Source organism: Kineococcus endophyticus (genome assembly GCF_040796495.1).
Classification (GTDB): domain Bacteria; phylum Actinomycetota; class Actinomycetes; order Actinomycetales; family Kineococcaceae; genus Kineococcus; species Kineococcus endophyticus.
In genome coordinates this window covers 38,722-57,538 of sequence record NZ_JBFNQN010000018.1, presented here as the reverse complement: position 1 = coordinate 57,538, position 18,817 = coordinate 38,722, and the positions used below count along the sequence as shown (strand labels likewise).

Below are 18,817 nucleotides of genomic sequence, written 5' to 3'. Positions count from 1 at the left end.
CGGTGGGCGCGGAGTACGCGTTCATCCCATGGCGCTCGCACCGGGCTGAGGCCCCGTCGTCAGACTTTCTCTTCACCTACCACCTCCAGCATTCCCATTGCGGCACAGTGGATCGAAGTGGACCATGCCTCGGTCTCGCCTGCACGCTCATGGCCCACCTCCACTGATCCTCAGCGCCTGAGTCGGCCAGGGTCCGGCGGCCTGAACCCCACGTCGGGCCGCGGACCGGCGGGCGAACCAGCCACGTCGCTCACCATGTGCTGCTCATCACTGAGGCGGGCCGCTACATCCAGTCCACCCTCGTTGAGCCGCTCGGCGCTCTCAACCCCTGCAAGCCCCTGGTACCGACATCGCGCCCCTGAGCGGGAGATCGACCCCACTACCAGATTCGTGGGTCTTGAGTCTTGAGGGTGTCGCCGGCGCCACCGATGACCTCACTGTGATGAACTCTGTAGCCTCCCGCCTGCGCGCGGCCTTCGGCGCCCTGACAGCCTGCACGATCATCTGCGGCGGGACGGGACTGTGGGCTCTGCACGACCTCAGCGACCGCGCAGCCACCCAGAGGGACATCAGCCAGCAGGTCCGCAACGCGCACCAGGTCGAGTACTTCAACACCGACGCCTCCGGGTGGCAGGCCTACGTATTCTCCCAGGCGGTCATGGACGGGGTGGAGTCACTGGACGTAGACACCGACAGCATCGACGGGCTGGCGCAGTCTGGGCGCGAAGGCAGCGCCGTCCTAGACAGCTTCAACACCTCGGTCCTCACCACTGCTGAGGGCCAGCTGCTGTTGCAGGTACGCCAGCAATGGGACCAGTACTTCCAGCAGACCGACCAGCTGGTGGCCTTGACCCGGCAAGGAACTCCAGAAGCCTTCCGGCAGGCCTACGAGGTGCTGAACGGGCCTCTGGACACCAGCTGGGCGCAGCTGAACAAGACCACGAAGCAGCTGACGGACAGCCTGGATCAGCGCAGTCGAGCTGGTCAAGCGGCCTCAGAGACCGCTGAGAAGAGACTGCAGCTGATCCTGCTGATCACCACGCTGGTGGCCGTGTTGCTGGCCGCGGTCACAGCCCCCCTGGTCACGCGGTCGATCACCAGGCGCCTGAGCAGGGTCGTGACCGTGGTCCGCGGTCTTGCCGAGGGCCGTCTGGACCAGCGCGCCGAGGTTGGGCGACTGGACGAGATTGGAGTGCTGGCGCGGGCGACCAACGAGTCCCTGGACACCTTCTCCACCCTCGTGCGGGACCTGACCGAGGACGCACGCAGCCTCACCGGGTCGGTCACCGGGCTGCACTTGTCCGCCGCTCACCTGACGAAGGAGGCCGCGAGGACCTCGGCGGCGACCGTGGAAGTCGCTGGTACGACCGACAGGATGAACAACGACATCGCCACGGTGGCTGCAGCCGGGGAGGAGATGACTGCTGCCATTCAATCGATCTCGGAGTCTACGGCCTCCGCCTCGCAAGTCGCCGATGACGCCGTACGCGCCGCAGGCGAAGCCGAGGTGACGATCTCTCGTCTGGGGGCCTCCTCCCGCGAGATCGGCGAGGTGGTCAAGATGATTACTTCTATCGCCGAGCAGACCAACCTGTTGGCCCTGAACGCCACCATCGAGGCCGCACGTGCCGGTGAGCTGGGCAAGGGTTTCGCCGTCGTGGCCGGTGAGGTCAAGGACCTGGCGCTTCAGACCGCCCGAGCCACCGAGGAAATCACCGCCAAGGTCGGCGCCACCCAAGTGGATGCCGAGGCCGCCGGGGCCGCGCTGCGCGGGATCGGGGAAGTCATCAGTCGTGTGGACGTGCTGCAGGCCACGATCGCAGCCGCCGTGGAGGAGCAAGCGGCTACCACCGCAGAGATGGTGCGCAACGTGACTTCGGTCGCCCTGGCCAGCGATGAGATTGCAGGCACGGTTGCTGAGGTCGCAACCACCGCGGAGGGGACCACGCGCGCAGCGGTGGACGCCCAGCAGGTGGCGGGCCAGGTGGGCGCTGTCGCGCAGTCCCTTGAGCGGGCGGTGGCGACTTTCACCTTGTGAGGTCGTTCGGGTGTTTACCCGACGGGAGCTGAACGCACATGCCGAATGTGAGCAGGTACGCCGGCCGTCCTCGCTCGGCGTGAGCCACCGCCTCCGCGACGGTCAGCTCACGCCCCCACGTCCGCCGGACCCCTTCGACCACCAGGAACTGCGGTGGGCACCCGAGCGGCACCTGAGCCACCAAATCCGGTCGGTCAGGCACATCGCGCAGCACCGCCGACAAACTCACATCCCCACCCTCCCCGGCGCGCCGGGCCGGCGCACAGTCCCCCGCCCGATCACGCTGCTGTCGCCGCTCAGCACTGCCCGGTGAGCACCAGCAGCTCCTGGTCGTCGTCGCTGACCCACCGCCCGCCGGTCCAGACGACCTCGCCCCTCGGCTGCGGAGCCTGACCGGTCAGCGCCGCCCGCACGGCCTGCCACTGCTGCACCGCATCGGAGCCGTCGAAGTAGTCCAGCTGCTGGCCCCGTACCGATGACGTCCCCGAAAGTGGTGTAACTCTGCGCGCGTGGAGCGCTGCGGGTTCGGACTATGCCGTGAGTTCGGCGGTGGTGTCGAGCGTGGTGCTCGTGTCGGCGTCCGCGCGCAGCGCGGGCGTCGGCAGGACGGTTGGTTCGGGCGGGGTCAGTAACGTCATCGAGGACTCCGACAGGTAGCGCCGCTCCCCGGACTGCCACTCATCGTGGGCCTCGATCAGGACGCAGCCGGCGAAGAAAGCGATGGCACGCTTGAGGATTCCGACGTCCTCGCGCAGCTGGCGGTTCTCCCGCCGCAGCCGCGCAAGCTCCTCACGCTCGTCCGCGGACAGCTCGCCTGGACCGCCGTCGCCGCGCTCGTCCCGCTCGGCGGCGCGGACCCACTCACGGACCGCGGTCTCGGTCAGGTCGAAGTCGCGAGCGACCTGCCCGACGCTGCGATCACCGGCCCGGCACCGCTGGACGATCTCGGCCTTGAACTCGGCAGTGAACGACCGCCGAGGTCGAGGCTGCTTCCTCGAGGAGGACATGACACCCATCTTCCCAGGGGCGCACCCCTGATCTCAGGTGTCCGGCCTACCGGAGCAAGCCCAGGATCCGGCGCATCAGCTGGCCGTCCTCTGCGGTGCTCAGAGCCTCAAGCAGGGTGGGCAGGGCATACTGGGTCCTCGAGGGCCATCGCCTTGATCCTTCTTCTACGAGTTCCTTGGCGGGTACTCGCAGAGCTTCACGCGGTGGCCTTCACCTGTGTCCTGGACACACCGGGGAGCCCCAGGCTGGTCGGGCCGAATTACACCACGCCAGGGGACTCACCCCATCCCGCCGTCCGTGACGTCGCGAGACGGGCGGAGGCGGTCTCAGGCCAGCTCCGCAAACCCACCGACGTCCCCTTGACGCTCACGGCCAGTGTCGAAGAACCGGTCAAGGTAGGCAGCCGGCGACAGATCGCTCATCCGCATCAGGCTGAACACCTCAGCCCCGTCCCCCGGCTCATCGGACAGCGTGTACGCCTGGGCAAGCCCCAGGTACTCGGTCACCCGCTCTGGCTCCCAGGTCGTCTCACTCGCGTAGGTCTGCGCCTCCGCTTCGGCCTTCTCGATGGCCTGATCTACGTCGGTGTCTCGCCAGAGCGTCACGCGTTCCTCGTAGACGACCTCACCGGGGTCCTCAGCCTGGCCGCGGAAGATGCAGCGGATAGCGACCCACCCAGAGCTCTCCATGCGGGCAGCGTCTCAGAGGGGTCGCCGGGCTCCGACGACGTCACGGTCATCCCGCCGTGCGCGGGGGTTCGATCGCTGGCTGCCGAGATTGACCGCGGTACGCACCGCCACCCGCGGTCGTCCGCCGTCCTCGTAGAACTGCTCGGGAGGTTGCCCGTCAGCCGATGCTCACCTCGCCCGACGCCGAGCTTGCCCCCAAGCCCGCGATCAACCAGCGGTCGTTGACGCGCCCGCGCCACAGCGTGAACGTCAAGTCGGCGGGCCCGTCGGCGACGTCCTCGTCTCCGGCGACCACCACCTTCGCCGGCACGGTGACGGCGTCGTCCCACTGCGTCTGGACTGGACCCTCCAGGAGAGCCGGACTCGAGGTCCCGACCTCCACGACGTCCAGGGTTGGCGGCGGATCGGCCGACCACCCGTCACCCCAGCCGTAGGCGTGAATCGTCAACGCGACAGCCCCGTCCTCGTCCCGATCCTGCAACGCCTGCAGGTAACCGGCGACGACCTCTTCGGGAGACGCCGTCGCCGGCACGTCAGGATTCGTCCCACCGTCCTCACCGGACCTCGCACACGCAGACAGCCCCGACAGTGTCAGGACCAGCACTGCTGCCGTCATCGCCTTGCGCACGGTGCGTTCCTACCTGCTCGGGCACCACGACGAGCGGAGAACAGGAGGGATCACCCGGTCGGGCGCACGAACCGAGTGGCCCTTGGTCGCGACCCCGAAGGAACCGCGTGGTGGAAGTCAACGACCACCAGAGGTGAGTCCGCGTCGGGATCCCGCGCGCACGGTCATCCCGCGATGCTGATGCACCTCGAGACATCAGCCAGTGGCCGTCGCCGGCACACCGGACGGTCCGTCGTCACTGGCGGAAGGGTCCTCGCCGTACAGGCGCAGCAGACCACGATCATCACGGTCACCGGCCTCGACGTAGCCCACGAAGGCGCAACCCTGGGCTTGATGGTGCGCCCACCGCAGGACCTCCTCGACATCTCCGGCCCCGCTGACCCGCCGTTCATCGCAAGCCGCGGCCGCAGCCGGCCCGGGCAGACCCCAGAAGTAGACGCGGTAGACGGGGAGTTCGGTCTCCCAGCTGACGTCTCGAGGATCCACGCTGGCAATGTCCACTCCGCCATACTCGCAGGGCCCATCCTCGACGGGGCGAAACACATCCGGTCATCCCGCTGTCCGCGCAATGACCTGCGTCGGCCGTTGTGCGATGACGACGAACTCTTGCCCGGGACGGTCCGGGGCCTCTCGGACCTCAAGCACATCCAACCCCGCTCCTCGCACGTCGTCTTCGAGCTCAGCCTGCTCCCGAAACCGCAGCTTGGAGGTTGAGGTCACCGTCACCGCCCCTCCCTCGCACCAGGTAGGACGTAGGTCCAACGGAAAGTCACCAGCGCCTCCTGGACCCTGAGCGTCTCCACCTGGCTATGCACCGTCCCCATCCCCTCCACACGGGTCGTGCGTCGGGTCCCGTTGAGCCGTCCACCCCTCCCACGCCCGAGCCGAGGGACGGCGGGACTCAAAGACCAGGTACCCACCCGGGACCAGAGCCGCACGACACGCGCTCAGCGTCGCCGCCCACGCCTGAGGCTCGACCAGGAGTTGGGCGGTGTTAGCGGTCATCGTCACCAAGTCCCGGTCGCCCACCTGCACCGAGGTCATGTCTCCGACCAACCACCGGACCTGCTGCGCACCCGACTTTGCTCGAGCCACCTGCACCGAAGCGGCGGCCGGGTCGACCCCGATGACGTCATGCCCGAGTTGGGCCAGCAGGAACGCGAAGGTCCCGGTGCCGCAACCGATGTCCAGGACCCGTCGTGCGCGCAGCTCCTCGGCCAGGGCGAGGTAGGCGGCCAGATCGCTGCGGTCGCTGTCCAGCGCGTCGTACAGGACCGCCAGTTGTGGGTTGCGGAACTCCTCATCGCTCACCAGCCGCATCCGACCACGGCCTGCCGGCGTGCACCACGGCTTTGCCCGCGACCGCGCACCGACGACCTCACAGTCATCCCGCGTTGTGCGCTGGCGACCCACGACGTCACGGTCTTGCCGAATTGCGGATGCTCTGACTGCTCCCGTCGCGGTGGTCGTTGCGGCAGAGTGGCGAAGGAGTTGCACCGCCGAGTCACCGGGAGCCGTTCGTGATCTTGAACGCCAAGTCGACGTACATGTGGGCGCCGCCTCTACCACTGCCCTTCCGCGTACTCGGGTTGGACAACTCCTTCACCGGCCGCCGCGGCGTGTCGATGTGGAACCCCCAGGACGAGCCCGTGCACACGATCACGCTCCTGCACGGAGGTCCTGGCGGCGGACGTCCAGGGATGCGCACCATCTGCCGACCAGCCGACTACCCCGGGGTTTGGCAGGGCGCGACGCGCGACGCGATCGCAGAGGCTCTGCTCATCCTGCCCGGCACCGAGGCGAACCACCGTGAAGAAGTGGCATCCAACTGGGGGACGGGGCCGCTATGGGAACCCGTCGGCGTCACCGTTGACGGTCAGGTCGTGTCAGCGCACCGATACCGCCACAGCGACGACAAGTGGTGGGTCGTCGGTGCCGACCTGGGCGACATCGGTGTCTGCGTGATCGGGCACGGCTGCCAGGTGGGGGACCACGGGCTCGTCACCCTCGCCCCTGACCTCCCCGGGTACACCGCGAAGCCGCCGCACCCGCGCGTCGCAAACGCCTAGGCAGGCGCAGGCCGCGCGCGGTTGTCCACGACGGCGCGACGTCACGGTCATCCCGCCCCCCCGGTCGGAGCAGCTGACGTCAGGCGCTCATCCAGGCTCCGTCGCATGCAGCGACAGGTCCACGTGACCAGCCTGGAAGTCCACCACCAACGCCCAGGTCTGCAGCCGGAACCAGTCACCAGGCGCGTAGTCCATCAACCGCACCTGCGCGTCGCTGCCAGAGGCCAGGTCCCAGCCGTCCTCGTCGACGTCGATGCTTTCCACCACCACATCGGTGAAATGCAACCGCACCACCGGAGTCGTCTCGGCCCCGGCCGGCACCCAGTCGGGGTCGAAGCGGCACCACAAGGTCAGTTCGGCCCGCGGCACGGCGGCCAGTTCCAGCCGCACCAACTCGGTCTCGTGCAAGGTGATGTGCACACCGGCGTCGCTGACGACCTCGTACAGGCCTGTGCCGTTACCCAGGACTTCCTCTCGACTGACACCGGAGAAGGTTGCGACCCGCTCGGGAACCGTTGGTGCAGGAGGCGCGGCCACCTCGCCCTGAGGAGGAGCCGACCGCCAACGAGACCACCACCGCGCCACGACCATCGACCTTAGGGGTGATCGACTCGGTGGAACGGCCGCGGCGGCGCGGTCATCCCGCGGTCCGCGTGCGCACGGTCATCCCGCGGTGCGCGCTCAGGCTCGGCCCGGTCGCCTAGCGGTGAACTGCTGCCAGCCCGCGACGCAGCAGCGGAAGAGCCGCCAGCAACGCAGCAGCCGCCAACATGCTGAACGCCAGATCATCGGCCTGCACCTCCGGCAACGCCCAGGCCTGCGCCACCAGCAGCGCGGCCACCGCGATGCCCAGGTGCACCGGCGCCAGCACCCACACCCGCACCCGGGTACGCCTGGCCAACCCTCCCCGGCCCGCGTGACCAGGACGGGCACCCGCACCACGAGCGAGCACCTTCACCAGGGCACCGACGACGGCCGCGGCGCAGAACCAGGCCAGCTCGTACAACAAGAAGGCTCCCGGCACTGCCGACAGCGCCGGCACCTGCCCCACCGCCCCCGACACCACCGCGAAGCCGACGATCAACAGCACCGCACCGACCACGTCCACCGCCGCCAGCAACGCCACATCCCGCCGACGCGGCAGCTGCTGACCGGGCACCACGTGCCAGCCGGCGCGCACCTGCACCGCATCGGCGGCCAACCACACCGCCGCAGCCGCGAGCATCAGCAGCACCCACCCCACAGCACGACTACTGTCGGCCAACGCCGCGGCGTACATCCCCATCGGCACCACCATCAGCAGCGCCACCGACACCCGGCGCAGCAACTGCGCCCCCAGCGCCCAGCGGGCCGCGCGACGGGCATCCTCCTGAGCGGCATCCGCCTCAGCGCCGCCGTGCATCACCGTGCTCATCGCCGTCCTCCTCGGTCCGTGGGCTGCTGCAGTCGATCGCCTTCGCTCACCGGTCGCCGGCCCTCCGACGACAGGCCGACCGGACGCAAGATCGCCGGGTGCTCGTGCAATACGCCAGCCGTGCGGGCGGCGCGGTGCACCGCCTGACGACTGACACCCTGCGCACGGGCGACCTCAGCCAAGCTGTGCTGCTGCAGCAAGCCGGCGTACACCTGCCCACGCAACGTGGCGGCCCGCTCCAGCACCGCCGCGGCGTGCGCCTGCAGCTCCGTCAACGCCGCCGCGACAGCGACCGCCCCACCGAACCTCTGCGTCCAGCGCTCACTCCCCTCCGCCGCTGCTTCTGCTGCGGTGGCCGCTGCGACCAAGGCGTCCCCGGCATCGAGCAGCACCTGCGCCACGTGAGCGGGACCAGTTCCACTGCCCTGCAACCGTGTACCGGCCTCGTCTCGTTCATGCGGCGGGCGGTGCACCAGCACCTGCTGCCACCCGACTTGATCGTCCATGCGTCCAGAGAACCGTCCTGCATCGACAGCTGTCAACCCCCCGTTAACACCTCGTCGCGCGACGACTCTAGGTCGAGGCCGTGCTTCTCAAGCGGCGCACGGTCATCCCGCGTTGTGCGCGCAGTCGTGGGCGTCGGCGCCTACTCCACCCCACGACCATCACCGATGTCTTGACACATCGAGTGTCATCGATGTCCTGATGCAGAACTGTCACCGATGTCTGGATACATCACACAGTTCTGCATCAAGACACCGGTGACACTTCCAGCCCTCGTGGTGGTGACACTTCTCCGCCCTTGGAGCACCGTCGGGCTGCCTCAGCTGGCCACCGCGGGGTGAGTCCCTGCGCCCGGCGACCCACACGCGGTGCGCGCGTCGATGGGCGGACCCGGCTACGCGAGCAGCACCGCTGGAGCCAGGCCGTGGCCCACCCGGGCCGGCCCCGACTTCACCGTCACGGACGTCACGGCCATGCCGATCTGCGTGCTATTGGGAGTGACGTCTTCAGTACTGTCCCCTGGTGGACCAAGCCCCGAAGACCACCGCATTGTGGTCGGCTCTGCGTCGAGGCCGCCGCGATCAGGCCATTGAGGTGCTCCTCTCGATACCTGCAGCGCAGCGCCAGCGCCTGCGCCCAGAGGTCCGCGCTCACGAACGCCTGGTCACCGCCCACCCCGACAGCGCACGCGCCCCCGACGGGGAGTGGTCCGGTCCCCTGCGGTCTGGGCACTGGTCAGCAGCCGCCGCCGCGCTCTTGGCCTGCTCCACGGTGTCGCAGGCGGTGAACTATGCCCCGTTGGACATGCCCGACGCCTTCGACCTGCCGAAGGCCTTCTTCCCCGATGACCTCGACACCTTCGTCGCCGAGTGGTCGGTCCGCTTCCTGCGTAACCCCAAGGCCCGAGACCGCATCCGCGGGCTGGACGCGATGTTCGACTGGGCCCACGAGGGTCTAGTGCCCGCCCCGACTCAGCCGGGAGCAGTGCTCTGCCTGGCCACTGGCGTCCCAGGCGCTCGCAGCGGCACCTACCTGTTGCGCTACCTGGAGCAGCGACCCTGCCTGGTCCAGGTGACCTTTGCGCGTATCTTCGACGTTGACGGCATCGAGGGCGCCTCGCTGGCGCAGCGGGACGAGACCACCCCCTGGCGCAACCGGCGGCTGGACAACCACGTCATCCCGCAGTTGGTCCGGCGCGGGCACTGGAGCCGGCAGATGGTCCTGGACGGCATCGACCGCGCCCTCAGCCGTGGCCAAACCCCGTACCTGCAGCACTGGTTCCGCGGCCTCGCCCAGATCGTGAACCGGTGACCGACGGACCTGTACGCCACCGACTTCACGGTCATCTCGCGGCCTGCACAGCGCACGGTCATCTCGCGGTGCGCGCGCTTTCGCTGGCGCCCCGCGACGTCAGAGTCGTGGCGAGAGGGCGGGTCACACGGGCTGGATGTCCGTGGAAGCGGGAAAAGTGGCAATGCTGTCGTCCTTCAAGGGCGCGAGCTCCATGTAACTGAGCCTGTCCTCGTCGATGAAGAGCATCAGCAGGGCACCGGGCGCTTCGGCGTTCAGCACCACGCGCCTGTCACCGGTGGCCGGCGTGTAGCCCTCGGCGTCGGTGAGCTCGATCGAGGGGCAGCTGCCGCACCCGCACGAGCGGCCGGCCAGGGTCTGCGGCACTTGGGCCAGCCACCGGGCGCGGTCGGCTGCAGTGGCGGGAAAGTCTCTGTCGTTGTCGGAACCCCGCTCCAGCAGCGCAGTGAGCGTTTCCCGCTCACGTGGCGTCAGGGCTCTGGGTCCGGTACTGGGGGAAGAGATCGACACAGGGCCATCCTCGCGCGCCTTACATACCGCGGAACCGCGACCTGACCGACGTCACGGTCATCCCGCGGTGGAGCTCGCGGACAGTGACTTCACGCTGCGGCGGTGGCTGCTCATGACCCCATCGCCCCTCGCATCCGCCTCGCCATCGCGCAGTGGCCCCAAGACGCCCCGCGCGGGGCGGTCTCGACCTTCTGCGCTGAGCACGGCATTTCCCGCAAGTCCTTCTACGCGCTGCGCCGACGAGCACAGGAGCATGGTCCGGCAGCGGTGCTCGAGCCCCGATCCCGGCGCCCAGCCTCCAGCCCGACAAGACTGACCGAGGACGTTAAGGACCAGGCCGTCGCGGTCCGGGCCGCGCTGGCCGCCTCCGGCCTGGACCACGGCCCGATCAGCGTGCACGACAAGATGACCTCGATGGGCCTGCCGGTGGTGCCCTCCACCGCCGCCTTGGCCCGCATCCTGCGCGAGCGGGGTGTGGCCCGCGCTGAGCCGAAGAAGCGGCCCCGCTCAGCGTGGCGACGGTTCGTCTACCCCGCCCCGAACGCCTGTTGGCAGATGGACGCCACCGAGTACGTCCTCACCGGCGGACGCAAGTGCGTGATCTTCCAGCTCCTGGACGACCACTCCCGCTACGCCCTCGCCTCCCTGGTCGCTGCGAGCGAGACCGCCGCGGCAGCCATCGCCACGTTCGACAAGGCGGTCGCCGCGCACGGTGTCCCGCAACGACTGCTCACCGACAACGGCACCGCGCTGAACCCCACCCGGCGCGGGCGGGTGGGCCGGCTCGTTGAGCACGTCTCCGCCCTGGGGGTGGAGGCGATCACGGGCAAGCCGTACAAGCCCATCACGCAAGGCAAGAACGAGCGCTTCCACCAGACCCTGTTCCGCTACCTGGACCAGCAGCCCTTGGCCGACAGCTTCGTCGAGCTGCAGGCGCAGGTCGACGCCTTCGACGACGTCTACAACACCCAGCGACCCCACCAAGGTCTGCCAGGCCGGGTCACGCCCCTGACGGCGTGGCTGGCCACCGCCAAGGCGGCGGCGCCGCGGCCGCACTTCGAGCAACCTAAGGCCGCCGCTCCGTTCTCGCCGCTGCTCGACCCGCGGCGTTCGCGGGCGGTCGCCGAGCCCGGCCCCAGCGGGTTGAGCTCGCCCGGGGTCACACCCACGGGCACATCTACAACCGTGCGCACCGACCCGCCGGTCGCTGCGCCGCTGGACCTTCACGTCGACACCCGTCTCAGGACGTTGACCAGCGCCGGCACCTTCATGCTGAACTCGGTGCAGTACCGGGTGATGGGCAGTACGGCTTCGAGCAGGTCCTCATCACCACCGACGGCGACAAGATCATCGTCACCGATCTTCAGGGCGAGGTCCTGATCGAGCACACCTGCCCCGCCCCAGGCGTGCGGTACGTCGGCAACGGCCGACCCGCGGGCCGGCGACCGCTCACTGCAGCGACTGTCACCGATGTCCTGACACATCAAGAGTCACCGATGTCCTGATGCAGAACTGTCACCCATGTCCTGATACATCACATCGCCCGGAGTTCATGGTCACGGACGTCACATCGTGTCGGTGGCCTCGCAATCCGCAGGCACCTAACAGGAGTCGTCCTCCAGAGTGAGCTACAACTGAGTTAGAGTCTTCGCATGAGTGAAGGTACGAAGGGATGCACGCTGGGCGTGGACAGTCAGTACGTCGAGGTGGCCGCCGAGGTCTTCTCACTGCTGTCCGACCCCACTCGCATCCGCATCATCTTGGCCCTGCGCGATGAGGAGTTGTCGGTCAACCACCTGGCCGACATCGTCAACAAGAGCCCGACCGCGGTCTCCCAGCACCTGAGCAAGCTGCGCTGGGGACGGATGGTGACCACCCGGCAGGAAGGCAACCGCGTCTTCTACCGCCTCACCGACGACCACGCCCGCAACCTGGTTGCCGAGGCCGTCTCCCAGGCCGAACACGCCCTGGAGCCGCGAACTGCACACGAACGCGCCGGGGTCGCCCCCGGTACTGCCGCCCGCACGCACAGCCACCACCTCACCACCGCTGCTGCCTCGGCTGCTGGCCCTGACCCGGAACCTGCCGCGACCTGCCCGGCGCGGGAGTCGACAGCGTGAGCGGCGGCGTCACCAGCACCTTGACCCCTCGCCCGGACCTGGAACGGGCCGGGCGGGTCCTGCCCGTCCGCCGTCGATCTTCCGCACCGGTATCCAGCTGGCCAAGGTCCGCTGGGCCGGCCTTGCGCTGCTGCTGTTCTTGATCGGCGGTGCGCTGCAACTGTCCAACGCACCCACCTGGGCGTACTGGACCGCCTACCTCACGTGCTACGCCGCCGGCGGTTGGGAACCGGGCTGGGCTGGGCTGCAAGCTCTGCGGGAGAGGACCTTCGACGTCGACCTGCTCATGGTCCTGGCCGCGGTCGCGGCCGCCGCCATCGGGCAGGTCCTCGACGGCGCGCTGCTCATCGTCATCTTCGCCACCTCCGGGGCCATCGAGGCGGTCATCACCCAACGCACCGCCGACTCCGTCACCTCCCTGCTAAACCTGGCTCCTGAGCAGGCCACCCGCCTGCACCCCGACGGCAGCGAGCAGAACGTCGACGTCGCCAACCTCGCCATCGGTGACCTCGTCCTGATCCGCCCCGGCGAACGCATCGGCGCCGACGGCACCGTCGTCGAGGGCCTGTCTGAGGTCGACCAGCAAGCCATCACCGGCGAATCGGTCCCTGTCCCGCGCCGGCCCGGCGATGAGGTGCTGTCCGGCACCGTCAACGGCACCGGCGCGCTGCGAGTGCGCGTCGAGCGCGCCGCCGGGGAATCGGTCATCGCCCGCGTCGTGGCGATGGTCGAACAGGCCAGCGCGACGAAGGCCAAGACGCAGCTATTCATCGAGCGCGTGGAGCAGCGCTACTCCCTGGGTGTCGTGGTGGCCACGCTGGTGGTGCTGGCCATTCCGATGGTGTTCTTCGACGCCTCCTTCAAGGCTGCGCTATTGCGGGCGATCACCTTCATGATCGTCGCCTCGCCGTGCGCGGTGGTGCTGGCGACCATGCCGCCGCTGCTGTCGGCGATGGCCAACGCCGGCCGGCACGGGGTGCTGGTGAAGTCCGCGACCGTTATGGAGGCCGTCGGGCGCACCAGCGTCTTCGCCTTCGACAAGACCGGCACCCTCACCGAAGGCGCCCCGGAGGTCACCCGCGTCATCACCGCCGGACGCCTGAGCCAGGACCAGGTACTGCGCACCGCCGCCGCGGCCGAACAGTCCAGCGAACACCCCCTGGGCCGAGCAATCCTACGGGCCACCCTCGAACGCGGCCTGGACGTCCCCACCGCCCAGGACTTCCAGTCCCTGCCCGGCCGCGGGGTCCGCGCCACCGTCGATGGGCACACCGTCCGCGTCGAGCGCGCCGAACGCGATGATCGTCACGGCGCCGATGACGAAGTCGGCAAGAGGGTCGGCAAGGAGGTCGGCACCGTGGTAACCGTCCACCTCGACGACGCCGCCGTAGGCACGATCACGTTGGTGGACCGGCTACGCCCGGCCTCTCCTGCCGCGGTCGCTGCGGCAGCGGACTTGACCGGTACCCCGGTGCACCTGCTCACCGGCGACGACGAGACCACGGCCCAGCACATCGCCTCCCGCACCCGGATCAGCGCCGTGCACGCCCGGCTGCTGCCGCAGGACAAGACCCGCATCGTCAGCCAGCTGCAAGAGGCCGGCGAACGGGTCCTGCTCGTCGGTGACGGCGTCAACGACGCCCCGGCCCTGGCCACCGCCGCCACCGGGGTGGCGATGGGCCGCCACGGCTCCGACCTCGCCCTGGACACCGCCGACGCGGTCATCGTGCGCGATGAAATCGACACCGTTCCCCGCTTGGTGGCCCTCTCGCGGCGGGCCCATCGGATCGTGGTCGCCAACCTCGTCATCGCCGCCACATTCATCGTGGTGCTGGTGACGTGGGACCTCGTCGGCCACCTGCCGCTGCCACTGGCTGTCGCCGGGCACGAAGGCTCCACCGTCGTCGTCGCCCTCAACGGGCTGCGGCTGCTGCGCGCTCACGCCTGGTCCAACGACTGGACCAAGGACTGAACGCCTGGCCCAAACCAAACACACCGAAGAGGCCCTCGCCGCACGCCGCGGGTGGGGGCCTCTTCGGGTCCGACGGGCAGACAACGTGACGGTCCCGTCACGCTCGTGCCCCATCAGCGGAGGAGACGTAGGCGATGGCCAGACGCCGCAGCACTCGTGAGGAACCGCTCGAGCCTCGCCGCCCGCTCGTCATCGTCTGCCGCGGCGGTGACTGCGGCAGCAAACGCAAACACCGGGGTACCGACCACCTCGCCCAGCTGCAACGCCTACGCACCCAGGTCGAGACGGCCACCGCCTCCGTCGTGACCATCAAGTGCCAAGACGCGTGCGACTTCTCCAACGTCATCGTCGTCGTGCCTGGGCCCGGGAACGGACCGCAGGAGTGGAGCCGACGTGGATCGAACAGGTCCTCGACGACGAAGCCACCGGCGACGTCTCCGGCGACGTCTCCGGCGACGTCTCCGGCGACGTCATCGCTTGGGTCAACACCGGTATCACCGCCGAACCACCCACCCTGGTCCAGTTCCACCCGACCCGGCACAGCCGCCGGGAGTTGTCTGAGCCAGGCACGCTGCTGGGGTACACCTCCTGAACCCTGCGCCGCATCGCGAGCGGACATGCGGTGTGACAGGGCACATGTGCCTCTTCGCAGAGGTACTCACGGTCATCCCGCCTGACCAGAACCTCACCCGACCACCTCCCCGGCGCTCGCGGACGTCATCCACGATCCACACCGACTGCGGGAGTTGCAGCCATGCCCACCTCGAGAACCCAGCGCATCCCCCGGTACCGGCCGCGGTACCGGCCGCGGCCCCGGCCCCGGCGTCGGCCCCGGCGTCGCCTCGCCTCGGCCGCCGGCGCCCTGTGCGGCGCCCTCACCGTGGCCGGTGCCCTCACCGGCTGTACGCCGGGCAGCGCCACCGAATCCAGCCCCTCCAGCACCGGTCCCACCGCGACGGCGACCAGCTCGACCAGCTCGACCAGCTCGGCGCCGACGTCCTCGCCGACACCCACGCCCACGCTCTCGCCTTCGGAGACCAGCTCGACCCCCGCCGCGCCAACCGCCACCGCGACCGCCACCGCCACCGCCGTCGAGGGCGCCCGGATGCTCAGCGGGTACGCCCTCACCCAGGCCCTCGGTGACGCGCGCGTGAAGCTGACCGCCCTGCCCCTGGCGCCCGAGGCCGGCGCCGAGCGGTACGCCCGGACCCTGTTCGGGCAGACCTGGGCCGACGTGGACGGCAACGGCTGCTCGACCCGCAACGACGTCCTGGCCCGGGACCTGACCAACGTCAAGACCGCAGCCGACGGGTGCGCCGTCACCTACGGCGTCCTGGCCGATCCGTACTCGGGGCTGACCGTGCAGTTCCAGCGCGGGCAGGAGACCAGCCGCCTGGTCCCCATCGACCACCGGGTGCCGCTGGCCGAGGCGTGGGCCTCGGGTGCCTCAGGGTGGACCGAGGACGAGCGGCTGCGCTTCGCCAACGACCCGGCCAACCTCGTGGCCACGACCGAGGGTGAGAACTCCGGTAAGTCCGACCAGGACCCGGCCGAGTGGTTGCCGTCCTGGCGTGGGGGCTGGTGCACCTACACCGTTGCCTACATCGACGTGAAAGCCACCTGGCGCCTCAGCGTCGACCAGGCCGAGGCGGACGCGGCTCAACCGGCTCCTGGCCACCTGCTGACGCCGCCGCCCACCCCGCCACCGCGCCCACCGCTGCACCCACCGCGCCGTCACCCGCGACGTCGCAGTCAACCGCCCCACGTTCGACCAGCACCCCAGCACCGGAAAGTCACCACCTCGTGAGTCTCAGCCAGAACGTCCTCGGCATCCTCGGTGCCGTCCTGTTCCTCGCCGTCCTGGTCTTCATCATCCGATCCGGGGTGCAGGTGCTCCGGGCACCGACCGGGCAACGCCCCACCGCGGTGCGCATGTTGTCGATGTTCGCCGTCGGGTTCGCCGGGTCACTGCTCGTCATGCTGCTGTCGGTGGCCACCGACGTCAGATGGCTGTCCTGGGCCGGGTTCGCACTCATGGTCGTCTCGATGCTGCTGTGGCCGCTGTCCTCCCTCCAGCAGGAGCGGGAGCTGCGCGCCGCCCGCGCCCGGGACAAGGCCCTGGGCCTGCCCGTCGCGCGCAACCTCATGTGCCCCGGCCTCCTGGCCGTGAGCACCGCCGTCGTCGGTGTCGGCGTCGGCATCGCCGTGTGGGTCATCGGCTTCAACGTCATCCAGTCCAGGCTGGAGTCCGGCGCCCTGACCTGGGCCGAGGTCCAGGACTACCGTCAAGCCGTCTTCCTCGTCGGGTTCATCATCCTGGCCGCGGTGACCATGTGCGCGGTGCCGTTCTACTTCGTCCAGCGATACCGCCGGACGCTGGAGAACCGCCGCGTCGACCGCGAACGCGGCGAACTCGCTTGAGCGCGAAAGCCGTGAGACGTCGACCGGCGCCCCCAAGACTCACAGCGACCCACCAGAGCCTCCCGTCGTGCTCTGAATCTGACCGAACCGGACGTAGACGTTGTCACTGGCTCCAGTGCCATAGTTGAAAGTGAGGAGTGCTCGATCGAGGGGGGTTGCGGCTTCGGACATACTGCACCTAGTTGTGAACTCGATCTCGGTAATCAACTGAGGTTCAAGTCGGAGAGGTGCATCCTGAGTGCAGTAGCTCAGCCCGATGGAAGGGTCAGGCGTGAGTTGTCTGGTCTTCTCGTTGATGGTCGCCTCTCCTGGCCAGAGGGTGACCCGCACATCGGTTGCCGCCAAGCCCTTGTTGATGACCTGTAGATCACTGACGGTCATAGTTCCGTCGGAGTTTGTCACCAGGCCCGCCGGGTAGAAGCGCCGGCCACCGTCCTCCTCGATCCACGCGGTCTCCAGAAACTCCGGCACGGCCCCCTGGAGCTTGGCCTGATCCAGACTGGACCGCAGACCATCACGCGACGCCTCGGCCGCGTCGAGGGCAGCTCGCGTCGAGAAGAACGACAGGACGAGCCCAACCACAGCAAGGAGGATCGCTCCCGCCTCAAACCCGAAGCGGATACCCTCTCTGCGAGTCATCGCCCATGTTCCGGTGGCACGGGCCCCGTTCTTGATGGACGTCCATAGCGCCGGCACGGTTCAGTCCTTCAACTTGTCGACGGGAAACCGGACGATGTGGTCTGAGGGCTGCGTCGTGTCCACAATGACCTTCACAGCGGTTTGGTGAAAGTTGTTTGACGGCGAGTCCTGGGCGAACTCGACAGACGCCAGACGCGCGCCGATGACGTTGTGGTGGACAGAGATAGTGCCGTCACTCTCTTTGCGGACTCCTCTGAGCCAGATGGCGGGTCCAGAGGGCTGCACGATCTTCTCCCCGTACAGGGTTACGTTGCTGTTGGAGCTGATGCGAATGTCTCGACCCGTGACGGAGTTCGCCACTCCTTGCGGTGGAATGTGCAAGGTCAGCTGAGCACCGGGTTCTAGGCGTACCTCATTCAGTCGGACGGAGTCACGTCTGGGTGTGTCGTGCCGGATGTTCACGTGAGCGCCTCCGGCCACCTTCAGCCCGGTCAGCTTCAAGTCCGCGGTGCCAGACGTCACGACCCCGAAACCTCCTTGGATCGTGAGCTGGCGCACGTCGATCTTGTCGTCAAGCCGGACGTTGACGAGATTGACTGCTGACCCCTTGGTCGTGGTCACGCCGTACAGCGACAGGTTCTTGAACACGGCGTTGTGCATCTCGAAGCCGTCGAGCGTGGACCAGCTCAAGTCGTAGCGCAGCGACGACCAGGCCCCGTCCTGTTCTCCTTCGGCGGGACGGCAGTGCAGCTCGATCTGCTGGAGGATGGCTCGCCGCACCTCCCACTCCGCTCGCCAGGCGGCCAGCTCGCGCTCGTCGTCAGAGTTCTTCTGCTGCTCCTTAGGCGGAGGCATTCGGAGGTAAGCGCACAGCACGTCCACGCACACCTGCCGATGCGTCGTCCACTCCTCAGCCAGGCGCACCATCGCGTAGACCCCGGCGAACCGCACTGCGGCGGAGGTATCCCCGAGCTGGGTCGCCGCGTCCTGATACCGCTTGGAGAACTGCTCCTCGCTCCACTGCTTCCTGTCGTCCTGGTCCTTCTGGTTCGCCTGTCGCAAGGTGGCGGCACCAAGGGAGACAGTCCGGTTGTTCATGACGACGCCGGCCGCTACCGCCGTAGCCGCCAGCAACGCCGCCGCGGTGACGCCGATGGGCACCCGGGCCTGGTTGTAGGCGTTCTCGATGGCGTCCCGGTCAGGCACCCTCGCGTTGACCGGGCCCGTCATGTATGAACTCTCGTCCACGAACCGGGCCGGTAGCAGCGTCATTGCCTCATAGGCGCCGTACGCCAACGCGCAGATAATCCCCGCGGACGCCAAAGACAGAATCCACGTCGACCTATTGCCAAACGGCACCGAACGGGCGGAGTTACCGGGAGTGTTGCCCACAATCGCAGGCTAGCCGCTGCACAACGTCGCTGGGTCAGATCGATCGAGCCCAGTATCCGGTGCTGTCAATGAAGCGACTTCTGGCGCGAGTCGAACACTTGT

Annotated in this window: 18 protein-coding genes and 3 pseudogenes; 9 read left to right on the top strand and 12 right to left on the bottom strand. The window is 68.6% G+C overall.

Annotated features, from left to right (window positions below; genetic code table 11):
- Positions 1-397 precede the first annotated feature (397 nt).
- Positions 398-2,038, top strand: a complete 1,641-nt coding sequence (locus AB1207_RS22315; protein WP_367640854.1) for a methyl-accepting chemotaxis protein — start codon at positions 398-400, stop codon at positions 2,036-2,038.
- Positions 2,039-2,334: 296 nt separating this feature from the next.
- Here AB1207_RS22315 and AB1207_RS22310 read toward each other — a convergent pair whose 3' ends face one another.
- The 6 genes and pseudogenes from AB1207_RS22310 to AB1207_RS22285 form a co-directional block, all read right to left on the bottom strand.
- The gene (locus AB1207_RS22310; protein WP_367640853.1) at positions 2,335-2,469 is read right to left on the bottom strand and encodes a hypothetical protein; all 135 of its coding nucleotides are present in this window, start codon (positions 2,467-2,469) and stop codon (positions 2,335-2,337) included.
- 321 nt (positions 2,470-2,790) lie between these two features.
- A pseudogene (locus tag AB1207_RS22305) lies at positions 2,791-3,045 on the bottom strand (transposase); the annotation flags it as partial.
- A gap of 327 nt (positions 3,046-3,372) precedes the next feature.
- Positions 3,373-3,735: a hypothetical protein gene (locus AB1207_RS22300; protein WP_367640851.1), complete on the bottom strand. Its 363-nt coding sequence runs from the start codon at positions 3,733-3,735 to the stop codon at positions 3,373-3,375.
- A gap of 157 nt (positions 3,736-3,892) precedes the next feature.
- On the bottom strand, positions 3,893-4,363 hold the full coding sequence (locus tag AB1207_RS22295; RefSeq protein WP_367640850.1) for a hypothetical protein: 471 nt from the start codon (positions 4,361-4,363) through the stop codon (positions 3,893-3,895).
- A gap of 195 nt (positions 4,364-4,558) precedes the next feature.
- On the bottom strand, positions 4,559-4,849 hold the full coding sequence (locus AB1207_RS22290) for a hypothetical protein (RefSeq protein WP_367640848.1): 291 nt from the start codon (positions 4,847-4,849) through the stop codon (positions 4,559-4,561).
- Between the two features lie 63 nt (positions 4,850-4,912).
- Positions 4,913-5,674 (bottom strand): annotated as a pseudogene (locus tag AB1207_RS22285) (class I SAM-dependent methyltransferase).
- Between the two features lie 209 nt (positions 5,675-5,883).
- On the opposite strand from AB1207_RS22285, the gene AB1207_RS22280 reads away from it, so the two are divergent.
- Positions 5,884-6,432 carry a hypothetical protein gene (locus AB1207_RS22280; RefSeq protein WP_367640847.1) on the top strand — a complete coding sequence of 183 codons (549 nt, stop codon included), beginning with the start codon at positions 5,884-5,886 and terminating at the stop codon, positions 6,430-6,432.
- Positions 6,433-6,519: 87 nt separating this feature from the next.
- Here the strand turns inward: AB1207_RS22280 and AB1207_RS22275 are convergent, their stop codons facing one another.
- From AB1207_RS22275 to AB1207_RS22265, 3 genes are all read right to left on the bottom strand, one after another.
- Entirely contained in the window at positions 6,520-7,017 is a 498-nt protein-coding gene (locus tag AB1207_RS22275) for a hypothetical protein (RefSeq protein ID WP_367640846.1), read from the bottom strand.
- Between the two features lie 115 nt (positions 7,018-7,132).
- On the bottom strand, positions 7,133-7,846 hold the full coding sequence (locus tag AB1207_RS22270; protein ID WP_367640845.1) for a hypothetical protein: 714 nt from the start codon (positions 7,844-7,846) through the stop codon (positions 7,133-7,135).
- Positions 7,843-8,352, bottom strand: a complete 510-nt coding sequence (locus AB1207_RS22265; RefSeq protein ID WP_367640843.1) for a hypothetical protein — start codon at positions 8,350-8,352, stop codon at positions 7,843-7,845. Before AB1207_RS22265 ends, AB1207_RS22270 begins: the two co-directional genes overlap by 4 nt.
- A 520-nt stretch (positions 8,353-8,872) precedes the next feature.
- On the opposite strand from AB1207_RS22265, the gene AB1207_RS22260 reads away from it, so the two are divergent.
- Positions 8,873-9,661, top strand: coding sequence for a hypothetical protein (locus AB1207_RS22260; protein WP_367640841.1), 789 nt, complete (start codon positions 8,873-8,875; stop codon positions 9,659-9,661).
- 123 nt (positions 9,662-9,784) lie between these two features.
- Here AB1207_RS22260 and AB1207_RS22255 read toward each other — a convergent pair whose 3' ends face one another.
- Entirely contained in the window at positions 9,785-10,171 is a 387-nt protein-coding gene (locus tag AB1207_RS22255; RefSeq protein WP_367640839.1) for a hypothetical protein, read from the bottom strand.
- Between the two features lie 102 nt (positions 10,172-10,273).
- Here AB1207_RS22255 and AB1207_RS24525 point away from each other — a divergent pair.
- The 6 genes and pseudogenes from AB1207_RS24525 to AB1207_RS22225 all read left to right on the top strand — a co-directional run bounded on the left by AB1207_RS24525 (position 10,274) and on the right by AB1207_RS22225 (position 16,684).
- Positions 10,274-11,676 (top strand): annotated as a pseudogene (locus tag AB1207_RS24525) (DDE-type integrase/transposase/recombinase).
- A 147-nt stretch (positions 11,677-11,823) separates the two neighbouring features.
- The gene (locus AB1207_RS22245; RefSeq protein WP_367640838.1) at positions 11,824-12,291 is read left to right on the top strand and encodes an ArsR/SmtB family transcription factor; all 468 of its coding nucleotides are present in this window, start codon (positions 11,824-11,826) and stop codon (positions 12,289-12,291) included.
- Between the two features lie 76 nt (positions 12,292-12,367).
- Positions 12,368-14,263, top strand: coding sequence for a heavy metal translocating P-type ATPase (locus AB1207_RS22240; RefSeq protein WP_367640914.1), 1,896 nt, complete (start codon positions 12,368-12,370; stop codon positions 14,261-14,263).
- 382 nt (positions 14,264-14,645) lie between these two features.
- Positions 14,646-14,855 carry a hypothetical protein gene (locus tag AB1207_RS22235; protein ID WP_367640837.1) on the top strand — a complete coding sequence of 70 codons (210 nt, stop codon included), beginning with the start codon at positions 14,646-14,648 and terminating at the stop codon, positions 14,853-14,855.
- Positions 14,856-15,017: 162 nt separating this feature from the next.
- A complete protein-coding gene (locus AB1207_RS22230; RefSeq protein ID WP_367640836.1) occupies positions 15,018-16,070 on the top strand; it encodes an HNH endonuclease family protein in 1,053 nt (350 codons plus the stop codon).
- A complete protein-coding gene (locus AB1207_RS22225) occupies positions 16,067-16,684 on the top strand; it encodes a hypothetical protein (RefSeq protein ID WP_367640835.1) in 618 nt (205 codons plus the stop codon). The genes AB1207_RS22230 and AB1207_RS22225 overlap by 4 nt, the downstream gene beginning before the upstream one ends.
- Positions 16,685-16,723: 39 nt before the next feature.
- Here the strand turns inward: AB1207_RS22225 and AB1207_RS22220 are convergent, their stop codons facing one another.
- Positions 16,724-17,323, bottom strand: coding sequence for a hypothetical protein (locus AB1207_RS22220; RefSeq protein ID WP_367640833.1), 600 nt, complete (start codon positions 17,321-17,323; stop codon positions 16,724-16,726).
- A 60-nt stretch (positions 17,324-17,383) separates the two neighbouring features.
- Positions 17,384-18,715, bottom strand: coding sequence for a hypothetical protein (locus tag AB1207_RS22215; protein ID WP_367640832.1), 1,332 nt, complete (start codon positions 18,713-18,715; stop codon positions 17,384-17,386).
- Positions 18,716-18,817: the final 102 nt, after the last annotated feature.